The sequence below is a fragment of the Streptomyces sp. NPDC004658 genome, from assembly GCF_040609555.1.
Lineage (GTDB): Bacteria > Actinomycetota > Actinomycetes > Streptomycetales > Streptomycetaceae > Streptomyces.
The window spans coordinates 13,992-34,023 of the sequence record NZ_JBEXKG010000062.1 but is presented as its reverse complement, the minus strand read 5'-3'; the positions used below and the strand labels follow the sequence as shown (position 1 = coordinate 34,023).

Sequence of the window (20,032 nt, the reverse complement as noted above, 5' to 3'; positions counted from 1 at the left end):
GTCCGCCGGACGATCCGGAGAGGGTCAGCTTCGGGCGCCGTCGACGGCGGCCACGAGGTGCGGGACGGCAGCCTTCGGAGCGTCCGCGAGGGCGGACGCTGCGATGAGGAAGGCGTACCGGAACATGCCGTCGATCATCGCCGACGCCACGTTCCGGCGTCGAATGGTTTTCGCGGTCGTTCGCGTCCGCGATGCCGGTGCTGGATACACCGATCATTCCCGACGTGGCTTGCAACCCCTTCCGTACGGGCGTTCCCTGGAAGACAGGGGGGTGACGCTCGACGCGGAGGTGACAGACGTGAAAGCCGTCGTCTACGAAGAGCCTTTCAGCGTGGTGGTGAAGGAGGTCCAGGACCCTCGGATCCAGCACCCCAACGACGTCCTCGTACGGGTCACGTCGACCGCCATCTGCGGCTCGGACCTGCACATGTACGAGGGCCGCACGGCGGCCGAGGCGGGCATCGTCTTCGGACACGAGAACCTGGGCATCGTCGAGGAGGTCGGCGACGGGGTGACCTCCCTGTCCGAGGGCGACCGCGTCGTGATGCCCTTCAACGTCGCCTGCGGATTCTGCAAGAACTGTCTCGTCGGGAAGACCGGGTTCTGCCTGACGGTCAACCCCGGATTCGCCGGCGGGGCCTACGGCTACGTGGCGATGGGGCCGTTCATCGGCGGTCAGGCCGAGCGGCTGCGGGTGCCGTACGCCGACTTCAACTGCCTGAAGCTGCCCCCGGGCGAGGAGTTCGAGACCGACTTCGTGCTGCTCGCCGACATCTTCCCGACCGGCTACCACGGTTGCGAACTCGCCCAGGTGTCCCCCGGTGAGTCCGTGGCCGTCTACGGTGCCGGACCGGTGGGCCTGATGGCCGCCTACTCGGCACTGCTGCGCGGTGCGGCGAAGGTCTTCTCCGTCGACCGCGTGCCCGAGCGGTTGGCCAAGGCGGAGGAGATCGGAGCCATCCCCATCGACTTCACCCAGGGCGACCCGGCGGAACAGATCAAGGAGCAGACCGCGGGAGAGGGAACCGACAAGGGCGTCGACGCCGTCGGCTACCAGGCCCAGGCCCACGACGCCAGCCACGAGGAACCCGCCATCGTCCTCAACGAGTTGGTCGAGACGGTACGGCCGACGGGCATGCTCGGCGTACCGGGTCTGTACGTGCCCTCGGACCCCGGCGGCCCGGACGAGCACGCCAAGCACGGCCAGCTGCTGGTCTCCATCGGCAGGATGTTCGAGAAGGGGCAGCAGATGGGCACCGGCCAGTGCAACGTGAAGCGGTACAACCGCCAGCTGCGCGACATGATCATCGCCGGGCGGGCCAAGCCCAGCTTCGTGGTCTCCCACGAGCTGCCGCTGGACCAGGCGCCGCAGGCGTACGAGAAGTTCGACAAGCGGATCGAGGGCTACACCAAGGTGGTCCTGCACCCCGGTCACGCTCTGGCCGCATGAGGCACGCGGGCCGGCTCGCCGCGTGAGGCACGGGTCCAGGCGCCATGACGCCTGGACCCTTCACGGTCACGGGACAGAGCTGACGGCGATCACACACGTTCGTCGGCTAATGTCATCGGATGCTCGATGCCAACCGCTCTGGCACCGCCACGGCCTCTCCCCGGGCCGCCGCCCAGGAGCTCCTCGTCCCCGTCCTCCCCCTGCGCCGCGCCGGCTTCGCCGCTCGCTGCACCCGCGTGCTGCTGTCCCCGTACGCCCGGCTGTCGCTGCTGGTCGCCCTGCTCGTGGGGGCCGCCGCGTGCGTGCTGCTCTTCGAGCCGCAGCGGCTGCTGACGCACGGCTGGCCGCCGCAGCTCGGCGGGGCCGCCGCGGCCGTGGTGTTCGCCGCGGCGTACGGGCTGTGCACCGTGGCGTTCGTGCCGCGCCCCTTGCTGAACCTGGCCGCGGGCGCGCTGTTCGGCTCCCAGCTGGGACTGGCGACGGCGCTGGCGGGCACGGTCCTCGGGGCCGGGGTGGCCTTCGGACTGGGCCGGCTGCTCGGGCAGGAAGCGCTGCGCCCGCTGCTGCGGGGCCGCTGGCTGCGGGCGGCCGACGGGCAGCTCAGCCGGCACGGGTTGCGGTCCATGCTGGCCCTGCGGCTCTTCCCGGGGGTGCCGTTCTGGGCGGCGAACTACTGCGCGGCCGTCTCCCGCATGGGCTGGCTGCCCTTCCTGCTGGCCACCGCTCTCGGCTCGGTCCCGAACACGGCCGCCTACGCCGTCGCCGGCGCCCGTGCCTCGGCGCCGACCTCCCCCGCCTTCCTGATCGCGATGGCCTGCATCGCCGTACCGGCACTCGCGGGCACGGTGGTGGCCTGGCGCAAGCGGCATCAGCTGCGCGGCCGGTGACCGCCGGCACCCGTCCGCCGAGGAGCGCCTTCCCCGTGGCCCAGCGTCACCGCCGCGGCCGGCCCGCTCGCCGGCGACGCGAGTGCCGCGCTGCTTCGGTTGCGTGGTGACCGGACCGCCCGCACCGAACGGAACGCGGAACGCCACGCCCGGCGCCGGACGAACCGGTGGCGGCGGCCCTGGACGCCCCTCACCGGCACCCTTCCGCGTCGACAGGGCACCGGGGCAGCCGGATGGCACCCCACGCGACCTGCCCCGTCCATGGACGGCTCCCCTCGGCACCCGCCCCGCCGTCGTGCCGGACCGGCCCGCCGGGCGGCCCTGGCCGACCGTTCGCCCTACGCGACGCCACCGGCCACACCGCGCCGGGCCGCCCGCAGGGAGGCAGGCCGTCACAACGACCGACGAGCTGATGACCGTCGCCGGGCGGGTCATGGCCTGGTGGCCGCCGCGGGGCGGCGTGGCCGACCCCGGGCGAGCCACGGTCCGGCGGCCGGCTCCGGGCACACAACCGACCCCTGGCGGGCCGAGACCCGGTGACGCCGGCCCGGCCGTAACCGGCCCCGGCCGTGGTCGGCGCGGCGGTGGTGAGGGACCGGCGCGGTGCTGTCCCGGCCGTCCGTTCCGTCGCCGGAGGCCGCGGTCAGATCCCTTCGAGGATCATCGCGTTGGCGAGGCCGCCCGCCTCGCACATGGTCTGCAGGGCGTAGCGGGCGCCGCGTTCGCGCATCGCGTGGACCAGGGTCGTGGTCAGACGGGTGCCGCTGGCGCCGAGCGGGTGGCCGAGGGCGATCGCGCCACCGTGCACGTTGACCTTGGCGAGGTCGGCGCCGGTCTCCTGCTGCCAGGCGAGCACCACGCTGGAGAAGGCCTCGTTGACCTCGAACAGGTCGATGTCGTCCAGCTTCAGTCCGGCCCGGCGCAGCACCTTCTCGGTGGCCGGGATGACCCCGGTGAGCATCAGCAGCGGGTCGGATCCGGTCACGGCGAAGCTGTGCAGGCGGGCCAGCGGGCACAGGCCGAGCCGGGCCGCGGTGTCGCTGGAGGTGATCAGGACGGCGGAGGCGCCGTCGTTGATGGGGCTCGCGTTGCCCGCGGTGACGTTCCACTCGATCTGCGGGAAGCGCTCGGCGAAGCCGGGGTCGTAGTAGGCGGGCTTGAGGCCGGCGAGGATCTCCGGGGTGCTGTCCGGGCGGACGCACTCGTCGCGGGCGACGCCGTCCAGCGGTGCGACCTCGGCGTCGAAGAGGCCGGTCCGCCAGGCGGCGGCGGCCTTGTGGTGCGAGGAGACGGCGAACTCGTCCATCCGCGCGCGCGTGAGGGACCACTTGGCGGCGATGAGCTCGGCGCTGATCCCCTGCGGAACCAGGCCGTCCGGATAGCGCTCGGCGACACCGGGCCCGAACGGGTCCTTGCCCGCGGGCACGTTGGACCACATCGGCACCCGGCTCATCGACTCCACACCGCAGGCGACGACGAGGTCGTACGCGCCCGACATCACGCCCTGCGCGGCGAAGTGGACGGCCTGCTGGGAGGAGCCGCACTGGCGGTCCACGGTGGTCGCCGGGACGGACTCGGGGAGGCCGGCGGCGAGCACGGCGTACCGGGTGGTGTTCATGGCCTGCTCGCCGACCTGGTCGACGGTGCCGCCGATCACGTCGTCGATCAGCACCGGGTCGACGCCGGAGCGCTCGACCAGGGTGCGCAGGGTGTGGGCGAGCAGTTGCACGGGGGGGACGTGGGCGAGGGAGCCGTTCGGCTTGCCCTTGCCGACGGGGGTGCGTACGGCTTCGACGATGACCGCGTCTCGCATGGCGCCGGCCTCCAGCTTGATCGGACGAGCTACCGGTGAGTAGGAAATGCCAACCCACCATAGCCCCTATGGTTGGAAAATCAAACCCTCATCTAGACTGGGCCGCATGGCCGCCCCGAAGGATTCGCGCCCCTGCTCCATCGCCGACGCCCTCGCGGTCGTCGGCGAGAAGTACTCCCTGCTCGTCCTGCGGGAGGTGTGCCTGGGCAACGGGCGTTTCGACCAGCTCGTGCGCAACATCGGCGCCCCGCGCGACATCCTGTCCACCCGGCTGCGCCGCCTCGTCGAGGCCGGCGTCCTGACCAAGCGCCTCTACAGCGAGCGACCCCAGCGCTTCGAGTACCGGCCCACCCAGGCCGGGCTGGAGCTGGAGCCGGTCCTGATGACCCTCAAGGAGTGGGGCGACCGGCATCTCCGCAAGGGCGTCGACCTGCCCATGGTCGTCGAGCACAGCTGCGGTGAGGAACTGGTGCCGGTGGTCACGTGCCAGGCCTGCGGCGACCCCGTGCGCCACGAGGACCTGACGGCCCGTCCGCAGGCCCCCGGCTGGACCGTCACCGGGCCGTCGGCGGCCTAGCGGGGGCCTCACCGCCGCGCCGCCCGCGGGGCCCGCTACGCTTCCTCCGTCACATGATCACCTCTTCATCCCTCAGCGCTTGGACGCCATATCTCCATGTCTTGGTTTGAATCCCTCGTCCTCGGACTCGTCCAGGGGCTGACCGAGTTCCTGCCCGTCTCCTCCAGCGCGCACCTGCGGCTGACCGCGGCGTTCTCGGGCTGGAAGGACCCGGGGGCGGCGTTCACGGCCATCACGCAGATCGGCACGGAGACCGCGGTCCTCATCTACTTCCGCAAGGACATCGGCCGGATCATCTCCTCCTGGTTCCGCTCGCTGTTCGACAAGGCGATGCGGCACGACCACGACGCGCAGATGGGCTGGCTGGTGATCGTCGGCTCGATCCCGATCGGGGTGCTGGGCGTGACGCTGAAGGACCAGATCGAGGGGCCGTTCCGCGATCTGCGGATCACCGCCACCATGCTCGTCGTCATCGGCGTGATCATCGGCATCGCCGACCGGATGGCGGCCCGCGACGAGACCGGTGGCCGGCACCGGGCGCCCAAGCAGCGCAAGACCCTGGAGAACCTCGGCGTCAAGGACGGGCTGATCTTCGGCCTCTGCCAGGCCTGCGCCCTCGTCCCCGGCGTCTCCCGCTCCGGCGCGACCATCAGCGGCGGCCTGTTCATGGGCTACCGGCGCGAGGCCGCCGCCCGCTACTCCTTCCTGCTCGCCATCCCGGCCGTCCTCGCCTCCGGCGCCTTCGAGGTGAAGGACTCGCTGGGCGAGGGCCATGTGGACTGGCCGCCGACCCTGTTCGCGACGGTGATCGCGTTCGCCTCGGGCTACGCGGTCATCGCGTGGTTCATGAAATGGATCTCCAACAAGAGCTTCATGCCGTTCGTCTGGTACCGCATCGCCCTCGGTGTGGTCATCATCGCGCTGGTCAGCGCGGGCGTGCTGAGCCCGCACGCGGCGGAGTCCGCGGGCTGACCGCACGCCACCCTCTGCTTTCGGCCATCTTCGCGCCCGCGGCGGCCCGCCCACGACCTGGGCAACGCCCCGCGGGCGCCCGTCTGTTCGCCATGACGAACGGATGACCGGACGCCGCCGGTGACCAACCCCATACCTTCTGCGTAGCCGTCCGGTAGCGCACGGTCAGACCTTGCCCCTAGGCTGGTCGGCATGTCCCCCGAATCCCCGCCCCCTGGTTCCGTGCGCTCTGCTGCCGAGGTGAACGAGCAGATCCGGGCGCTGTGGCTGCGCGCGGGCGGCACCCTGTCGGCCCAGGAGCGCGCGGAGTACGAGCTGTTGGTGATCGAGTGGGCCGAGGCGATCCGCGGCCGGGTCATCGAGGCGGCCTGACCCGGCGCGCCCCGCCGGCACCGCGCCCCCGCGGGCATCGCGCCGCGGCCCTACGCCCGCAGATGCGCCAGCACCTCGTCGGCCACCGGATACGGCCGCTCCCGCGGCAGCAGCCGCCGCGCCCGCTCCGGCTCTCCCGCCCGCACCAGCCCGTGGATCTCCGCCGCCAGCGGCGTGACGTCCTCGATGCCGACGATCCACTCGTCGGCGTACCGGGCCGCCGCCTCCCCGGCCAGGCCCAGCTGCAACGACCGGTACGGCAGCGGGGCGAGGCGCAGATCCCGCTCCGGGTCCCACTGGACCCGGGCCGGGCAGCGCGCCAACTCCGCCTTCCAGGCGGCCCGGTCCGCGTGCAGGGCGGGCGCGTAGTGGGACAGGCAGGCGTGACGCAGGGCCCACTCGAAGCCGTCCCGGCTGATCTCGACGGCCAGAACGGTCTCCTGGTCCTCCTTGGTCCCCCAGCCGCAGCGGTACATCATCCACAGGAACGACGGCTTGATCCACGTCATCCGGTCCCGCTTCCAGGCGGACGGAAAGCGTCCGGTGCGGGCCGCCGCACGGCCGATCAGCGGGGGGTAGGCCTGGTAGACGGTGACCGTGGCGTCCGTGTACCGGGCGCGGACGCGGAACGCGGGTTCGGCGTCCACGAGTTGTACGTGCTGTGTGTTCACCGGGACAGGTTCGGCCGCCGCACCCTCCCCGCACCACCGAATATTCACCCCGCAGACCTCTTGGCTCCGCGCCCGCCGTGCCCAACACTGTGCCGATGACCCAGCGTGCGGAGTTCGCGACCGTGAGGGACCGCCTGGCCGTGGACGACCTGGTCACCGCGTACGCGGTGGCGGTGGACGACGGCGACTGGCCGGCGTACCGAGGGCTGTTCACGGCGGACGGACGCGCCGACTACCGCTCGGCGGGCGGGATCGAGGGCGACGCGGGCCGGGTCGCCGCGTGGCTCGCCGAGAGCCTGGCCCTGTTCGCGATGCGCCAGCACCTCATCGTCAACCGCCAGGTCCGCTTCGGCCTCCTCGACCAGGACACCGGCGACACGGCGCGTGTCCGCGCCGACTACCTCAACCCCATGCGCCTGACCAGGGCCGACGGTTCCGCCGCCCCGGACGTGGTGTGCGGCGGCCGTTACGACTTCGGGCTGCTGCGCACCGCCGAGGGCTGGCGCCTGAGCGAGGTCGTCGTACACGAGAAATGGCGCCGCGGGCCGGGCGCCCCCTGACGGCGTGAGCCCGCCAGGGGTGCTGCCGGCTGCGGTCCCGCGGCGCGCCCCGCGTGCCCGCGGGCGGCGTACGACCGCCTCACTCCGGCCACAGGGCGCACGGTCTCCCCCTCACCGCGCACACTGGACCCATCCCGGGGTAGGGAGGCTCCCTATGAGGACGATCAACCGCTGGCTGACCTCCCCCTGGCGCCGCTCGGCCGCCGCCGCGCTCACCGGTGCCCTGCCGGTGCTCTCGTTCCCGGCGCCCTCGCTGTGGTGGTTCGCCTACATCGCGCTGGTCCCGTGGATCCTGCTGGCCCGCTCCGCCCCGACCGGGCGGCGGGCCGCGTACGACGGCTGGTGGGGCGGCATCGGCTTCCTGGTGGCCGTGCACCACTGGCTGCTGCCGAGCCTGCACGTGTTCATCTTCCTGATCGCCGCGCTGCTGGGCCTGCTCTGGGCGCCCTGGGGCCTGCTGGTGCGGCGGTTCCTGGGCGGGGCGCCGTCGGCGGGCCGGTGTGCCGTCGCGCTGGTGGTGCTGCCGTCGGCCTGGCTGGCGGTGGAGCTGGTCCGGTCCTGGCAGGGGCTCGGCGGGCCGTGGGGGATGCTGGGCGCCAGCCAGTGGCAGGTGGGCCCGGCGCTGCGGCTGGCCTCGGTCGGCGGGGTCTGGCTGCTCAGCTTCCTGGTGGTGGCCGTCAACGTGGCGGTGGCCGTGCTGCTCGCCGTCCGTGAGTCACGGATGCCGGCCGTGGCCTCGCTGGTCGCCACGGCCGCCGCGACCTCGGCCGCGTGGGCCTGGGCGCCGCGTCCGGACGTCGACGGGCGGGTGCGGATCGCCGTCGTGCAGCCGGGGATCGTGGCCGGGCAGGACAGTGGCGACAAGCGGTTCGACCAGGAGGAGCGGCTGACCCGGCGGCTCGCCGGGCAGGGCGCCGACCTGGTCGTGTGGGGCGAGTCCAGCGTCGGCTTCGACCTGGACGACCGCCCCGACCTGGCACGGCGGCTCGCGGCGCTGTCCCGGGAGACCGGCGCCGACGTGCTGGTGAACGTGGACGCCCGCCGCGCCGACCGGCCCGGCATATACAAGAGTTCGGTGCTGGTCGGCCCGGACGGCCCGACCGGCGACCGGTACGACAAGATGCGGCTCGTCCCGTTCGGCGAGTACATACCGGCCCGCTCGCTCCTCGGCTGGGCCACCTCGGTGGGCCGGGCGGCCGGCGAGGACCGGCACCGCGGCACCGAGCAGACCGTGATGAACGTCGGGCACGGGCTGCGGATCGGCCCGCTGATCTGCTTCGAGACGGCGTTCCCGGACATGAGCCGGCACCTGGCCGACGACGGCGCGGACGTCCTGCTCGGCCAGTCGTCCACCTCCTCCTTCCAGCACAGCTGGGCGCCACGGCAGCACGCCTCGCTGGCCGCGCTGCGCGCCGCGGAGACCGGCCGCCCGATGGTGCACGCGACCCTCACGGGCGTCTCGGCGGTGTACGGCCCGACAGGGCAGCGCCTCGGCCCCTGGCTCGGCACCGACGCGAGCGCCGCGCACGTGTACGACGTACCGCTGGCGCACGGGGTGACGCCGTACGTCCGCTACGGCGACTGGCCGGTGCACGCGGCGCTGCTGGTGCTGGCGGCACTGGGCGTGACCGAGGGGGCGCGTGCGCTCAGGCTGCGCCGCAGCGCTCCCGAACCGCTCGGACGACCCGCTCGCACAGTTCATGAGTCGCCAGCGCGTCCCTGGCGCTGAGCACCTTCCCGGCCCGCACGGAGTCCAGGAACGCGAGGGCCGCCTGCTCGATGCCGCGCTGGCGGGCCACGGGCACCCAGTCGCCGCGTCGGCGCACCGTCGGCTGTCCCTTGTGGTCGATGACCTCGGCGAGGTTGACCACCTGGCGCTTGGTGTCCTGTCCGGACACCTCCAGGATCTCCTCGGTGGAGCCGCTGAGCCGGTTCATCACGCCGAGCGCGGTGAAACCGTCGCCGCCGAGCTGGAGCACGACGTGGTGGAGCAGCCCGCCCTCGGCGCGGGCGCGCACGGTGATGTCGTCGACCGGGCCCGGCACCAGGAACCGCAGGGTGTCGACGACGTGGATGAAGTCGTCCAGGATCATCGAGCGCGGTTCCTCGGGCAGCCCGATCCGGTTCTTCTGCAGCAGGATCAGCTCGCGCGGGTGGTCCAGGCACTGGGCGTACCCGGGGGCGTACCGGCGGTTGAAGCCGACGAACAGCGAGACGCCCCGCCGTTCGGCGAGGCCGACCAGCCGCTCGGAGTCGCCGAGTTCGTAGGCGAGGGGCTTGTCCACGTACGTCGGCACACCCGCCTCCAGCAGCCGGGTGACGATCTCGGGGTGGACGACGGTGGGCGCGTGCACGAAGGCGGCGTCGAGGCCGGCGGCGAGCAGCGAGTCCAGGGTGGTGTGCCGCTGCTCCCGGGGCAGGTGCAGGCTGTCGCCGACCCGGTCCAGGGTGGCGGGCGTACGGGTCTGGAGGTGCAGGTCGACCCCCGGCTGCGTGCCGAGCACCGGCAGATACGCCTTCTGCGCGATGTCCCCGAGTCCGATGCAGCCGACCTTCACGTGCTCTCCCCTACGGCTTGCCCGCGTGTTCCCTGCCGGAAGCATACGGGGGCCGCCGGTCGGCGATGCCGTCGAAGCCGCGCAGCAGGAGCGCGGGACCGGCCGGCGACAGCGCGGCGACGGCCGTGTTCCGTACGGCCGCCACGGCCCGGTTGCCGGCCATGTTCAGGCGGGCGAGCCGGACGGCCTGGCGGGCGATCGCGGTCGTCCGCGGGAGCCGGTCCGCGGTGTAGGCGGGCAGGTCCCGGCTGTGGTGGGCGAGGACGACGGCGTCCTCGACGGCCTGGTTGCCGCCCTGGCCGAGGGTGGGGGTGGTGCCGAGCCGACGGCCGGAGCGAGCGAGGCTCCGCACCCCGGCACACGGGTACTGACCGGCGCCCGAGAGCGATGAACTCCCCGTGGCGCAGGGGAAGTTCACCATCCGGTCGGAGCCGGCACCGGCCCTAGCCCTGGCGCGGCGGTCTCCAGCCCTCGTCGCCCGGTGCGCCGTCCTCCCCCAGCCGCAGTGCCAGACGGCTGATCGCGGACCGGACCCCCGCGCCGTAGCCGTCGTCGGCGAGGCACCGCGCGGCGCTGCGGGCCCGGCGCAGATGGCTGCGGGCGGCCTCGGCGCGGCCCAGCTTGGCGTAGTCGGCGGCCAGATTGAGGTGCAGGGAGGGGAAGAAGCCCCGCACGCTCGACGGGTCGGCGCCCACGCGGCCGTCGGCGATCTCCTCCGCCGCCGACAGCGCCCGCAGGTCCCAGGCGAGTTCGTCCGCCGGGTCGTCCTGGGTGTCGGCCAGGTAGTGGGCCAGGGTGCAGCGGTGCAGCGGGTCGCCGTCCTCGCCGACCTCGACCCACAGGTCCAGGAAGCGGCTGCGGGCCTCTTCGCGGTCGCCTCCGTGGTGCAGCATCACGACCTGGCCGATCCGTGTCAGCACGGCGTCGGGTGCCGCCTGTTCCTGTCGCTCCGCCACGGGTGCCCTCCGGGCCGTCGGCAATGGTTCGTTCCCGACGCTAACCGGCCCCGCGGGGATTCCCGGTCAGGCGGCGCCGTTGCGGTGCGGGCCCGGCCCGCGGCGGCCGTCACCCGAGATTCGGGATGCGCCAGTCGATCGGCTCGTGCCCCTGCGCGGCGACCGCCTCGTTGATCTGCGTGAACGGGCGGGAGCCGAAGAACTTCTTCGCGGACAGCGGCGAGGGGTGCGCGCCCTTGACCACCACGTGCCGGCTCTCGTCGATCAGCGGGAGCTTCTTCTGCGCGTAGTTCCCCCACAGGACGAAGACCGCCGGGTCGGGCCGGGAGGCCACCGCGCGGATCACCGCGTCCGTGAACTTCTCCCAGCCCTTGCCCTTGTGCGAGTTGGCCTCGCCGGCCCGGACCGTGAGGACCGCGTTGAGCAGCAGCACGCCCTGCCGGGCCCACGGCATCAGATAGCCGTTGTCCGGCACGGGCAGGCCCAGCTCCTCCTGCATCTCCTTGTAGATGTTCCGCAGGGAGGGCGGGGTCTTCACGCCGGGGCGCACCGAGAAGCACAGGCCGTGGCCCTGGCCCTCGCCGTGGTACGGGTCCTGGCCCAGGATCAGCACCTTCACCCGCTCGTACGGCGTGGCGTCGAGCGCGGCGAAGACCTCCTCGCGCGGCGGGTAGACGGGACCCCTCGCCCGCTCCTCCTCGACGAACTCGGTCAGCTCCTTGAAGTAGGGCTGCTGCAGCTCGTCGCCCAGAACCCCGCGCCAGGACTCGGGCAGCATGGCGATGTCGGTCACGTCAACGTCCTCACGGTGTCGATCAACTACGGCGTGCGGTCACTTCCGGTTTCCGAACCTACAGGCGACCACTGACAACCGGTGCCGCGTGGGGCGTTCGCCGGGCCCGACGGCCGGGCTCACCAGCTGGTCTTGCGGTGCAGTGTCCACATCATCATGATCGTCGAGGGGTCCAGGGCCTGCTCGCCGCCGGAGATGTCGACGTTGGCCGCGAGGAACTGCCGGCCCTGCCACAGCGGGATCAGCCGGGCGTCGTTCACCATGATCCGCTGGGCCGCCTCCACGTCCTTGACGGTCTGGGCGCGGTCGCTCTCCGCGCGCGCGTGGGGCAGCAGCCGGTCGGTGATCTCCTTGGCCGGGTAGGGCGTACCGAGCGCGTTGTGCTCGCCGACGAACGGGGCGATGAAGTTGTCGGCGTCCGGGAAGTCCGGGAACCAGCCGCGTCCGAACACCGGGTACTCGCCCTTCTGGTAGCCGACCACGTAGCTCTTCCAGGGGCGGCTGCGCAGGGTGATGGTGAACAGGCCGGAGCCGTCCAGCTGCCGCTTCAGCTCCCGGAACATCAGGGCCGTCTCGGAGCCGTAGCGGTCGGTGGTGTACCAGAGGGTGAGCGGGACGGGCCGGGTGATGCCGGCGTCGGAGAGGATCTTGCGGGCCTTGGTGACGCTCGGTTCGCCGTAGTCGTCGAAGAACGGGGTGGCGTGGCCGGTCAGACCCTTGGGGACCATCGAGTACAGCGGGTCGACGGTGTCCTTGTAGACCTTGTGCGCGATGGCGCCCCGGTCGACGATCTGGGCGATGGCCTTGCGCACGGCGGGCTGCTTGGCCCAGGGGTCCTCGGGGTTGAACACCAGGTAGCTGATGTCGGTGCCGGCGCCGTCGACCAGTTGCAGGTCCTCGCTGTCGTGTTCCTGGAGGGCGAGGATGTCGTCGGCGGCGAGACCGCGGTAGGTGACGTCGATCTGCTTGTCCCGCAGCGCCTTGACCATGCCGGCGGAGTCCTTGAAGTAGCGGATGGTCACCGCGTCGTTCTGCCGCTTGGCGAAGCCCTGGTAGGTGTCGTTGCGCACCAGGACGGCCTTGTCGCCCTCCTCGTAGGACTGGAGCTTGTACGGGCCGGAGCCGTGGACCGTGGTGTCCTTGCGCAGGGAGTTGGCGGGGTAGTCGTCCGGGTCGACGATCGACATGGCGGGGGTGGCCAGCACGAACGGGAAGGTGGCGTCGGGCTGGTTGAGGTGGAAGACGACCTCGCGGTCGCCGTTGGTGCGGACGCTGTCCAGGCTGCCGAGCAGCCCGGCGGGGCCGCCGGGGGCGTCGATGGTGCGGATGCGGTCGATGGAGTGCCGGACGGCCTCGGCGGTCAGCGGGTCGCCGTCGGCGAACTTCAGGCCGGCGCGCAGCGTGCAGCGGTAGGTGCGGCTCGTGGAGTCGGTGAAGGAGCAGCTCTCGGCGGCGTCGGGCTGGGGGGTGGTGGCGCCGTTCGGGTAGGCGAGGAGCGTCTGGAAGATGTTCCGGTACAGCTCCCAGGAGCCGTCCCAGGCGCCGGCCGGGTCCAGCGTGCTGGGGGCGCTGGTGGTACCCACGACGATCGGCCCCTGGCTGTCGGGGTCGCCGTCGGACAGCAGACTGCATCCGGCCACCAGCGACAGGGACGCGATCGCCGCGACTCTCCGCAGGAATCGGTTCCGGTTGAACACGCGCACGCTCCTCGATCTGCCATACCAAGGGTCGGCAGACCATACCGCAGCGTTCGGCGCCCTGAACCTGCCCGAATTCAGGCCTCTTTGATCGACTGGGCGGTGACGACGTTGTCATTCCGCTGTGCGGACCCTGGACGGCCTTCCGGGCGCCGATCCGTCCGAAAATCGGCGCCCGGAAGAGATGCGCGGGCTCAGCCCACGCCGGCGTTGAGGAAGATGCCGCCGTCCACGACGAGGGTCTGACCGGTGATCCAGTCGGACTGCTCGGAGGTGAGGAACGCGGCGGCCCCGCCGATGTCGGAGGGCACACCGAGACGGCCGAGCGGGTAGGCGGCGGCCGCCTCCTCCTCGCGGTTCTCGTAGAGGGCCTGCGCGAACTTGGTCTTGACGACGGCCGGGGCGATCGCGTTGACCCGCACCCTGGGCGCGAACTCGTGCGCGAGCTGCTGGGTCAGGTTGATCATCGCGGCCTTGCTGACGCCGTAGGCGCCGATGAAGGGCGAGGGCGCGAGGCCCGCGATGGAGGCGATGTTGACGATCGCGCCGCCGTTGTCCTTCTGCCAGGCGTGCCAGGTCTTCTGGGCGAAGCCGAGCGCGGAGATCACGTTGGTCTCGAAGACCTTGCGGGCGACGTTCAGGTCGAGGTCCGCCATCGGGCCGAACACCGGGTTGGTGCCCGCGTTGTTGACGAGGAAGTCGACCCGGCCGAAGGCCTCCATGGTGCGTTCGACGACCTCGGTCTGGTGGTCGAGGTCGTGGGCCTTGCCGGCGACGCCGATGACCCGCTCGGCGCCGAGCTTCTCGACGGCCTCCTTCAGGGCGTCCTCGCCCCGGCCGGTGATGCACACGCGGTCGCCCCGCGCGATCAGCGCCTCGGCGACGCCGTAGCCGATACCGCGGCTGGCGCCGGTGACGATCGCGACCTTGCCGGACGGCTCCGGGAGTTCAGTCATGTCCGTGTACCCCTGGATCCCTAGTCGAGCGGTCCGCCGGCGACGTACAGCACCTGGCCGGAGACGAAGCCGGCGGCCTCGCCGGTGAAGAACGCGATGGCGTTGGCGATGTCCTCGGGCTCGCCGACGCGCTGCACCGGGATCTGGGTGGCGGCGGCCTTCTTGAAGTCCTCGAAGCCCATGCCGACCCGGTCGGCGGTCGCCTTGGTCATCTCGGTGGCGATGAAACCGGGGGCGACGGCGTTGGCGGTGATGCCGAACTTGCCCAGCTCGATGGCGAGGGTCTTGGTGAAGCCCTGGAGACCCGCCTTGGCGGCCGAGTAGTTGACCTGGCCGCGGTTGCCGAGCGCGGAGGAGGAGGAGAGGTTGACGACGCGGCCCCAGCCGGCGTCCACCATGTGCTTCTGGACGGCCTTGGTCATCAGGAACGAGCCGCGCAGGTGCACGTTCATGACCGTGTCCCAGTCGGAGACGCTCATCTTGAACAGCAGGTTGTCGCGCAGCACACCCGCGTTGTTGACCAGGATCGTCGGGGCGCCGAGCTCCTCCGCGATCCGGGCGACGGCCGCCTCGACCTGCGCCTCGTCGGAGACGTCCGCGCCGACCGCGATGGCCTTGCCGCCGGCCGCGGTGATCTTCTCGACGGTGTCCTTGCAGGCGGCCTCGTCCAGGTCGATCACGGCGACCGCGCGGCCCTCGGCCGCCAGTCGTACGGCGGTGGCGGCGCCGATGCCGCGCGCCGCGCCGGTGACGACCGCGACCCGCTGTTCAGTGGTGGACATTGCTGTGTCTCCTCGCCCTTGAGAGAACCTGTCGGGCCCTCGGAGAGGACCCCTGGTGCGGTGAGCGACCGCTTAGTACCTTCAGCACCCGTGACGCTAGAAGCCCTGGCACCCGGTGTCAACGGCACAGCCGCCCGGTGTGATCCATTACCTCACCAGGAGGTCGAGCAACCGCTCCGTCTCGGCTGCCGGGTCGGCCGTCAGCCCGGTGTGCACGGGGCCGGGCTGGACGATGGTCGAACGGGGAGCGATCACCCAGCGGTAGCGGCGCCCCGTGTCGTCGCCGGCCGCCTGCCCGGCCTGGTCGCCGCCCGCGCAGTGCCGCTCGATCGCGCGGAGCGCGGCGCGCACCCCGGCGACGTCGGCGGCCGGGTCCAGCGCGAGCAGCCGGGCCTCGTCCAGATGGGTGCGGGCACCGACGTAGTCCCGGGCGCGGCAGTACACGACCACGCCCGCGTTGATGCACTCCCCGCGCTCGACCCGGGGGACGACCCGCAGCAGCGCGTACTCGAACACGTCCCGGTCGCCGCCCTGGCCCGCCCGGGTGATGTGCCGCTCGGTCACATGGCCGGCCATGTGGATGTGGCGCTCGCTCACTTGCCCTCCTCGGTTCCGGAGCCGTTGTCGGTGCCGATGCCGGTGATCCGCCCGGCGATGACGGACGCCCGCGCGAGCAGCGGCCGTGCGTAGGCCCGGCGCAGGTCGTCCGGGGTGGCGAAGCCGGGCTCGTCGGCGAGCCAGGCGTCCGGGATCTCGGCGGTGACCTCGGCGAGCAGGTCCTCGGTGACCCGGGGGGCCAGTTCGGCGGCGGCGGCGGACACGGCGGGCGCGAAGCGGGCGAGGGCGTGGTCGGAGGCGTCGTACGGGCGGGCCGCCGAGGCGTCGGCGGCGGGCCAGTTGTGGTGCCAGATCATGGTGGCGCCGTGGTCGATGAGCCACAGTTCGCCCCGGTGCACGAGCAGGTTGGGGTTGCGCCAGGATCGGTCGACGTTGTTGATCAGCGCGTCGAACCAGACGATCCGGCCGGCCTCCTCGGGGCTCACCGGGAAGGCGAGCGGGTCGTAGCCGAGGGCGCCGGACAGGAAGTCCATGCCGAGGTTGGTGCCCCCGCTCCCCCGGAGCAGGTCCTGCACCTGCTGCTCGGGCTCGCCGAGGCCGAGGACGGGGTCCAGGTGGACGGTGACCAGGCGGGGCATGCGGAAGCCGAGGCGCCGGGCGAGTTCACCGCACACCACCTCGGCGACCAGTGTCTTGCGGCCCTGTCCGGCGCCGGTGAACTTCATGACGTACGTCCCGAAGTCGTCGGCCTCGACGAGCCCCGGCAGCGAGCCGCCCTCACGCAAGGGCGTGATGTAGCGGGTCGCGGTGACCTCTTTCAGCATTTTCCCAGGCAGCCCGTCTCTTCGGCCGTGCAGTCCACCGTCAGCCGTGGAGGGTCGTGGCAGCGGGAACGGCCCGTCGACACCCCGGGGAGAATCCGGGGAGTTCCGGCCGGCGCGCGGTTCCCGCCGCCTCCCCGGCGTTGCGTCAAGGGCCGTCCGCCCCCGCTTCCCGCCTCCGGCATGAAGTGAGCATAGTAACCGAGGGTGATCGACGGCGGAGGGTGCCCCAGCCCGTACCGGTCGCGTCCGGAAGCGACGACCGGGTCGACGCGGCCGATGTGCGCGCCGGGCTCCGCGACGCCGGGATGATCCGGACGAACAGCGCCTAGGGTCTTTCGTTCGGATCAGGCCGGATCAGGGAGCGGGGTCTGGTGCCGTGCATCGCAAGGCGAAGGAGGGCGCCATGGCGGAGCCATGGCAACCGACAACGCGGCGAGGCGCGGTGCCAGGGCCCGCGAGCCCGGCATGATCCGAACGAAAGACCCTAGTCCTCGTCCCGCAGTCTCCGCCAGGCATGGGTGCGGTGCAGTACGTAGAGGGAGGCGAGCAGGACGCCCGCCTGGAGCCCTATGGCCAGCAGCCAGAAGACCGCCCTGCCCTCCAACGCGTTGGTCATGAACGTGAAGTTCATTCCGAAGAAGCCGGTCAGGAACGACAACGGCAGGAAGATCACGGACACGATGGCCAACCGGTTGATCACACCGTTCTGCTCGCCCGCGACCAGGGACCCGTAACTGGCGAAAGCCCGGCGGGTGGCCTCCTGCAAGGACTCGATGTCCGCGAGGACCAGCCGGGCCGCGCGCTGGAACTCCTGGGCGAGCCGCTGCCGCTCCACGGGGAAGTCCCGGCTCATCATCCTGCGGGTGATCATCTCCTCGACCACCTGCAGGTACGGCAGCAGCGAGTGGTGCAGGAGGGCGGCCCGGCGGCGCAGGTGGGACAGACGGTAGATCTGCTCGGGGCGCCGCTGCGCGAACATGTCGTCCTCCAGCCCCTCCACCTGGAGCAGGGCGGCGACCGCGGCGCGGCGGAACGTCGCCAGCGCCTCCTGGAGCACCAGGAACAGCGTGGCCACGGCATCGTGCGGCTTCTCCCGCCGCAGATGCGTGGTCCACTCGTCCGCCTGCAGGGCCCGGCCCCGGTGGGAGACGACCAGGTAGCGTTCGCCGGCCAGGACATGGAGATGGGCGACCCGGCCGCCATGGACCACCGGGACGACGAAGCCCGCGATGTCGCCCAGGAACTCGGCCCGCGCGGACTCCCCTTTCCGGCCGAACCACGCCAGTTCCTCGGCGTCCAGTCCGAGCCGGTGGGCCAGTGACTCGCCCGCCGGGCCCTCCTCCGCGGACTGCTCGACGTCGAGCAGCAGGAAAGGGTCCAGGGCGAGCCGCCGACGCGCCTCCGCCAGGCAGAGGCGCTCGGTGGCCCCCTCCGGCATCGACACCGTCCTGATGATCATCGCGGTCCTCGCCCACGCCCCGGCGTGCCCCGCCCTCAGTCGAGCGTGCCGGAGGCGCCTCGCCGCCCCACGCACAGGGCCCAGATGACGAACGCGGAGAAGGCCATCAGAACGATCGACCAGACCGGGTAGTACGGCAGGGAGAGGAAGTTGGCGATGATGACCAGCGAGGCGATGGCCACTCCGCAGACGCGGGCCCACAGGGAGCCCCCGAGGAGGCCGAGGCCCACCAGCACCGCGACGGCCCCGAGGATCAGGTGGATCCAGCCCCAGCCCGTGAGGTCGAACTGGAAGACGTAGTTGCGTGTCGTGAGGAACACGTCGTCGTGCGCGATCGCCATGAGGCCGCGGAAGATGTCCAGCACCCCGGAGAGCAGGAGCATGACGGCGGCGAAGGCCGTGAGGCCCGTGGCCCATTGCTGTCTGGCGGTCGGTGTCGACGCGGTGTGTGCGGCGGGCATCGTGCGACCTCGTTTCTGTGCTGTGCGCCGGGTTCAGCGCGCTGAGTCGGAGGGGGTCCCGGCCGTCCGTCCGGACGGCCCGCCCCCGGCGAGGACCAGTTCCTTCGCGCGCCGGAACTCGTCGTCGGTGATGTCTCCGTGCGAGCGCATCGCGGACAGTTTCGCGAGCTCGTCGGCACTGCTGAGGGGGGTGTCCGCCCAGGCGGTGCGGCGGATGTAGTCGTCGACGGCCTGCTGCTGCGCACGGACCTGCCGTACCTCCCGGCGGCCCATGTCCCTGCCGCGGGCGATCAGGTAGACGAAAACACCCAGGAAGGGCAGGACGACGACGAACACGAGCCAGCCCGCCTTGCCCCAGCCACCCAGATCGTCGTCACGGAAGATGTCGGCGAGGACCCGGAAGAGCATGATGAACCACATGATCCACAGGAAGAACACCAGCATGGACCAGAAGACGCTCAGCGCCGGATAGTCGTAGGCGAGGCGGATGTGCTCGCTCATGCTCTCTCCCTCCGTCCGGGATCCGCGCCCGGGTGGCCGTTCCGTACGCCCAGCGTGCGCGGGGCGGAGCCCGGCCACCTCACCCGGCACGGGTGAACGTCCCTCACACGACGGGCCGGTCCACTCGGTCGGCCATCGCTCCCGCCGCCGTGGTGCCCACCCTGATCCGGCGTACGGCTCCTGGCCGAGGCCCATCGCCGTGAGGTCACCCACGGCGGGTGATCCGCGCGGAGCACCGGGACGATGGGGTAGGTGCACAGGGCCCGCCGGTCGGCCCGGGGCGGAGCGGACGGAGAGGCACCAGATGACCGATCCAGTGGCTCCCGGCAGACAGCCGGCCCCGCCGGGGGGGACGGCAGGTTCCCGCGGGCCGGGCCCCTGGGGCATGACCGCCTCGATCGCCCGCTCGGCCGGTGTCGCGACCGGCCTCGTCACCGCGTACTACCTGCTGCCCCTGGACTGGCACGGCGAGGACCTCAGCGCCCTGGCCCTCGTCGGCGGCCTGCTGGCGACCGGCCTGTTCTTCGGCTGGGAGGTGTGGCTCATCAAGCGCTCACCCTTCCCGCGGCTGAAGGCCGCCGAGGCCGTGGCCGCCACCGTGGCGCTGTATCTGGTCCTCTTCGCGAGCGGCTACTACCTGCTCGAACGCGCGGTGCCCGGATCCTTCAACGAGCACCTGACCAGGACCGACGCGCTGTACTTCACGTTCACCACGTTCACCACGGTCGGCTTCGGCGACATCTTCGCGGTCTCGCGGACGGGCAGGGTGCTGGTGATGTGCCAGATGGCATGCACCCTGCTGATCGTGGGTCTTGCCGTACGGGTGCTCGGGGCCGCCGTCCGCGCCGGTCTGCGGCGTCAGGGGCGGGGTACGCCCGAGTGAGGTCCCGGGGCGGCGGCGACGTCCCCTGCGCCGGGGGCCGGGCGGGTGGCCGCCGAGGCGACGGCCGGATCAGGATGACGGCATCTGGCGCATCTCCAGCACCCTCAACCCCAGTGACTGGCAGCGGGCCAGCAGCCCGTACAGGTGTGCCTCGTCGACGACCGCTCCGAAGAGGACGGTCTGACCGGCCATCAGGACGTGGTCCAGCTCGGGGAACGCCTTGACCAGCGTCTCGGTCATCCGTCCGTCGACGCGAATCTCGTAGCGCATGAGCCGCTCTCCCCACATCTGCCCGAGGGGGC

General features: G+C 72.0%; 23 protein-coding genes and 1 pseudogene. 8 read left to right on the top strand and 16 right to left on the bottom strand.

Annotated elements, in window-relative coordinates:
• Positions 1-24: 24 nt before the first annotated feature.
• Positions 25-150, bottom strand: a complete 126-nt coding sequence (locus ABZV94_RS21745; RefSeq protein WP_356342558.1) for a hypothetical protein — start codon at positions 148-150, stop codon at positions 25-27.
• 148 nt (positions 151-298) lie between these two features.
• Between ABZV94_RS21745 and ABZV94_RS21740 the strand changes: the two genes are divergently transcribed.
• A complete protein-coding gene (locus ABZV94_RS21740) occupies positions 299-1,450 on the top strand; it encodes a glutathione-independent formaldehyde dehydrogenase (protein WP_356342541.1) in 1,152 nt (383 codons plus the stop codon).
• Positions 1,451-1,569: 119 nt separating this feature from the next.
• Entirely contained in the window at positions 1,570-2,337 is a 768-nt protein-coding gene (locus ABZV94_RS21735; RefSeq protein WP_356342539.1) for a VTT domain-containing protein, read from the top strand.
• Between the two features lie 643 nt (positions 2,338-2,980).
• On the opposite strand, the gene ABZV94_RS21730 is transcribed toward ABZV94_RS21735, so the two are convergent.
• A complete protein-coding gene (locus tag ABZV94_RS21730; RefSeq protein ID WP_356342537.1) occupies positions 2,981-4,150 on the bottom strand; it encodes a thiolase family protein in 1,170 nt (389 codons plus the stop codon).
• Between the two features lie 106 nt (positions 4,151-4,256).
• Here ABZV94_RS21730 and ABZV94_RS21725 point away from each other — a divergent pair, with 106 nt between their 5' ends.
• The 3 genes from ABZV94_RS21725 to ABZV94_RS21715 all read left to right on the top strand — a co-directional run bounded on the left by ABZV94_RS21725 (position 4,257) and on the right by ABZV94_RS21715 (position 6,071).
• Positions 4,257-4,727, top strand: coding sequence for a helix-turn-helix domain-containing protein (locus ABZV94_RS21725; protein ID WP_356342534.1), 471 nt, complete (start codon positions 4,257-4,259; stop codon positions 4,725-4,727).
• Between the two features lie 96 nt (positions 4,728-4,823).
• A complete protein-coding gene (locus tag ABZV94_RS21720; protein WP_356342532.1) occupies positions 4,824-5,699 on the top strand; it encodes an undecaprenyl-diphosphate phosphatase in 876 nt (291 codons plus the stop codon).
• Positions 5,700-5,891: 192 nt separating this feature from the next.
• The gene (locus ABZV94_RS21715; RefSeq protein WP_356342530.1) at positions 5,892-6,071 is read left to right on the top strand and encodes a hypothetical protein; all 180 of its coding nucleotides are present in this window, start codon (positions 5,892-5,894) and stop codon (positions 6,069-6,071) included.
• A gap of 50 nt (positions 6,072-6,121) precedes the next feature.
• Here the strand turns inward: ABZV94_RS21715 and ABZV94_RS21710 are convergent, their stop codons facing one another.
• Positions 6,122-6,742, bottom strand: a complete 621-nt coding sequence (locus tag ABZV94_RS21710) for a DUF4291 domain-containing protein (protein ID WP_356342528.1) — start codon at positions 6,740-6,742, stop codon at positions 6,122-6,124.
• A gap of 95 nt (positions 6,743-6,837) precedes the next feature.
• Between ABZV94_RS21710 and ABZV94_RS21705 the strand changes: the two genes are divergently transcribed.
• Both ABZV94_RS21705 and lnt read left to right on the top strand, forming a co-directional pair.
• The gene (locus ABZV94_RS21705; RefSeq protein ID WP_356342526.1) at positions 6,838-7,302 is read left to right on the top strand and encodes a nuclear transport factor 2 family protein; all 465 of its coding nucleotides are present in this window, start codon (positions 6,838-6,840) and stop codon (positions 7,300-7,302) included.
• Between the two features lie 154 nt (positions 7,303-7,456).
• Positions 7,457-9,031 (top strand): apolipoprotein N-acyltransferase, encoded by a 1,575-nt coding sequence (gene lnt / locus ABZV94_RS21700; RefSeq protein WP_356342525.1) that lies wholly within the window; start codon positions 7,457-7,459, stop codon positions 9,029-9,031.
• On the opposite strand, the gene ABZV94_RS21695 is transcribed toward lnt, so the two are convergent.
• From ABZV94_RS21695 to ABZV94_RS21640, 12 genes and pseudogenes are all read right to left on the bottom strand, one after another.
• Positions 8,949-9,860: a Gfo/Idh/MocA family oxidoreductase gene (locus tag ABZV94_RS21695; protein WP_356342523.1), complete on the bottom strand. Its 912-nt coding sequence runs from the start codon at positions 9,858-9,860 to the stop codon at positions 8,949-8,951. The genes lnt and ABZV94_RS21695 overlap by 83 nt on opposite strands.
• Before the next feature lie 10 nt (positions 9,861-9,870).
• Positions 9,871-10,175: pseudogene (locus ABZV94_RS21690) on the bottom strand (monooxygenase); the annotation flags it as partial.
• Between the two features lie 128 nt (positions 10,176-10,303).
• Positions 10,304-10,816 (bottom strand): hypothetical protein, encoded by a 513-nt coding sequence (locus tag ABZV94_RS21685; protein WP_356342521.1) that lies wholly within the window; start codon positions 10,814-10,816, stop codon positions 10,304-10,306.
• Positions 10,817-10,925: 109 nt separating this feature from the next.
• The gene (locus tag ABZV94_RS21680; RefSeq protein WP_356342519.1) at positions 10,926-11,609 is read right to left on the bottom strand and encodes a uracil-DNA glycosylase; all 684 of its coding nucleotides are present in this window, start codon (positions 11,607-11,609) and stop codon (positions 10,926-10,928) included.
• A gap of 119 nt (positions 11,610-11,728) precedes the next feature.
• On the bottom strand, positions 11,729-13,306 hold the full coding sequence (locus tag ABZV94_RS21675; protein WP_356342516.1) for an ABC transporter substrate-binding protein: 1,578 nt from the start codon (positions 13,304-13,306) through the stop codon (positions 11,729-11,731).
• A 194-nt stretch (positions 13,307-13,500) separates the two neighbouring features.
• Positions 13,501-14,262 (bottom strand): SDR family oxidoreductase, encoded by a 762-nt coding sequence (locus ABZV94_RS21670; protein WP_356342514.1) that lies wholly within the window; start codon positions 14,260-14,262, stop codon positions 13,501-13,503.
• 20 nt (positions 14,263-14,282) lie between these two features.
• Complete coding sequence (gene fabG / locus ABZV94_RS21665) at positions 14,283-15,044, bottom strand: 3-oxoacyl-ACP reductase FabG (protein WP_356342513.1); 762 nt, start codon at positions 15,042-15,044, stop codon at positions 14,283-14,285.
• Between the two features lie 147 nt (positions 15,045-15,191).
• Positions 15,192-15,620 carry a DUF3037 domain-containing protein gene (locus tag ABZV94_RS21660; protein ID WP_356342554.1) on the bottom strand — a complete coding sequence of 143 codons (429 nt, stop codon included), beginning with the start codon at positions 15,618-15,620 and terminating at the stop codon, positions 15,192-15,194.
• A gap of 17 nt (positions 15,621-15,637) precedes the next feature.
• On the bottom strand, positions 15,638-16,426 hold the full coding sequence (locus ABZV94_RS21655; RefSeq protein WP_356342511.1) for a HipA family kinase: 789 nt from the start codon (positions 16,424-16,426) through the stop codon (positions 15,638-15,640).
• A gap of 484 nt (positions 16,427-16,910) precedes the next feature.
• Positions 16,911-17,885: a CorA family divalent cation transporter gene (locus ABZV94_RS21650; protein ID WP_356342508.1), complete on the bottom strand. Its 975-nt coding sequence runs from the start codon at positions 17,883-17,885 to the stop codon at positions 16,911-16,913.
• A 35-nt stretch (positions 17,886-17,920) separates the two neighbouring features.
• Positions 17,921-18,346: a hypothetical protein gene (locus tag ABZV94_RS21645; RefSeq protein WP_356342506.1), complete on the bottom strand. Its 426-nt coding sequence runs from the start codon at positions 18,344-18,346 to the stop codon at positions 17,921-17,923.
• A gap of 33 nt (positions 18,347-18,379) precedes the next feature.
• Positions 18,380-18,847 (bottom strand): SHOCT domain-containing protein, encoded by a 468-nt coding sequence (locus ABZV94_RS21640; RefSeq protein WP_356342503.1) that lies wholly within the window; start codon positions 18,845-18,847, stop codon positions 18,380-18,382.
• A gap of 385 nt (positions 18,848-19,232) precedes the next feature.
• On the opposite strand from ABZV94_RS21640, the gene ABZV94_RS21635 reads away from it, so the two are divergent.
• Positions 19,233-19,730 (top strand): ion channel, encoded by a 498-nt coding sequence (locus ABZV94_RS21635; RefSeq protein ID WP_356342501.1) that lies wholly within the window; start codon positions 19,233-19,235, stop codon positions 19,728-19,730.
• 69 nt (positions 19,731-19,799) lie between these two features.
• Here ABZV94_RS21635 and ABZV94_RS21630 read toward each other — a convergent pair whose 3' ends face one another.
• Positions 19,800-20,000, bottom strand: a complete 201-nt coding sequence (locus ABZV94_RS21630; protein WP_356342498.1) for a hypothetical protein — start codon at positions 19,998-20,000, stop codon at positions 19,800-19,802.
• Positions 20,001-20,032: the final 32 nt, after the last annotated feature.

Excerpts from the sequence above, each read along its gene's own strand:
- ABZV94_RS21735 (WP_356342539.1), top strand. The coding sequence starts at position 1,570 with ATGCTCGATGCCAACCGCTCTGGCACCGCCACGGCCTCTCCCCGGGCC.
- ABZV94_RS21730 (WP_356342537.1), bottom strand. The coding sequence starts at position 4,150 with ATGCGAGACGCGGTCATCGTCGAAGCCGTACGCACCCCCGTCGGCAAG.
- ABZV94_RS21725 (WP_356342534.1), top strand. The coding sequence starts at position 4,257 with ATGGCCGCCCCGAAGGATTCGCGCCCCTGCTCCATCGCCGACGCCCTC.
- ABZV94_RS21720 (WP_356342532.1), top strand. The coding sequence starts at position 4,824 with ATGTCTTGGTTTGAATCCCTCGTCCTCGGACTCGTCCAGGGGCTGACC.
- ABZV94_RS21715 (WP_356342530.1), top strand. The coding sequence starts at position 5,892 with ATGTCCCCCGAATCCCCGCCCCCTGGTTCCGTGCGCTCTGCTGCCGAG.
- ABZV94_RS21705 (WP_356342526.1), top strand. The coding sequence starts at position 6,838 with ATGACCCAGCGTGCGGAGTTCGCGACCGTGAGGGACCGCCTGGCCGTG.
- lnt (WP_356342525.1), top strand. The coding sequence starts at position 7,457 with ATGAGGACGATCAACCGCTGGCTGACCTCCCCCTGGCGCCGCTCGGCC.
- ABZV94_RS21670 (WP_356342514.1), bottom strand. The coding sequence starts at position 14,262 with ATGACTGAACTCCCGGAGCCGTCCGGCAAGGTCGCGATCGTCACCGGC.
- fabG (WP_356342513.1), bottom strand. The coding sequence starts at position 15,044 with ATGTCCACCACTGAACAGCGGGTCGCGGTCGTCACCGGCGCGGCGCGC.
- ABZV94_RS21660 (WP_356342554.1), bottom strand. The coding sequence starts at position 15,620 with ATGGCCGGCCATGTGACCGAGCGGCACATCACCCGGGCGGGCCAGGGC.
- ABZV94_RS21655 (WP_356342511.1), bottom strand. The coding sequence starts at position 16,426 with ATGCTGAAAGAGGTCACCGCGACCCGCTACATCACGCCCTTGCGTGAG.
- ABZV94_RS21650 (WP_356342508.1), bottom strand. The coding sequence starts at position 17,885 with ATGATCATCAGGACGGTGTCGATGCCGGAGGGGGCCACCGAGCGCCTC.
- ABZV94_RS21645 (WP_356342506.1), bottom strand. The coding sequence starts at position 18,346 with ATGCCCGCCGCACACACCGCGTCGACACCGACCGCCAGACAGCAATGG.
- ABZV94_RS21640 (WP_356342503.1), bottom strand. The coding sequence starts at position 18,847 with ATGAGCGAGCACATCCGCCTCGCCTACGACTATCCGGCGCTGAGCGTC.
- ABZV94_RS21635 (WP_356342501.1), top strand. The coding sequence starts at position 19,233 with ATGACCGCCTCGATCGCCCGCTCGGCCGGTGTCGCGACCGGCCTCGTC.
- ABZV94_RS21630 (WP_356342498.1), bottom strand. The coding sequence starts at position 20,000 with ATGCGCTACGAGATTCGCGTCGACGGACGGATGACCGAGACGCTGGTC.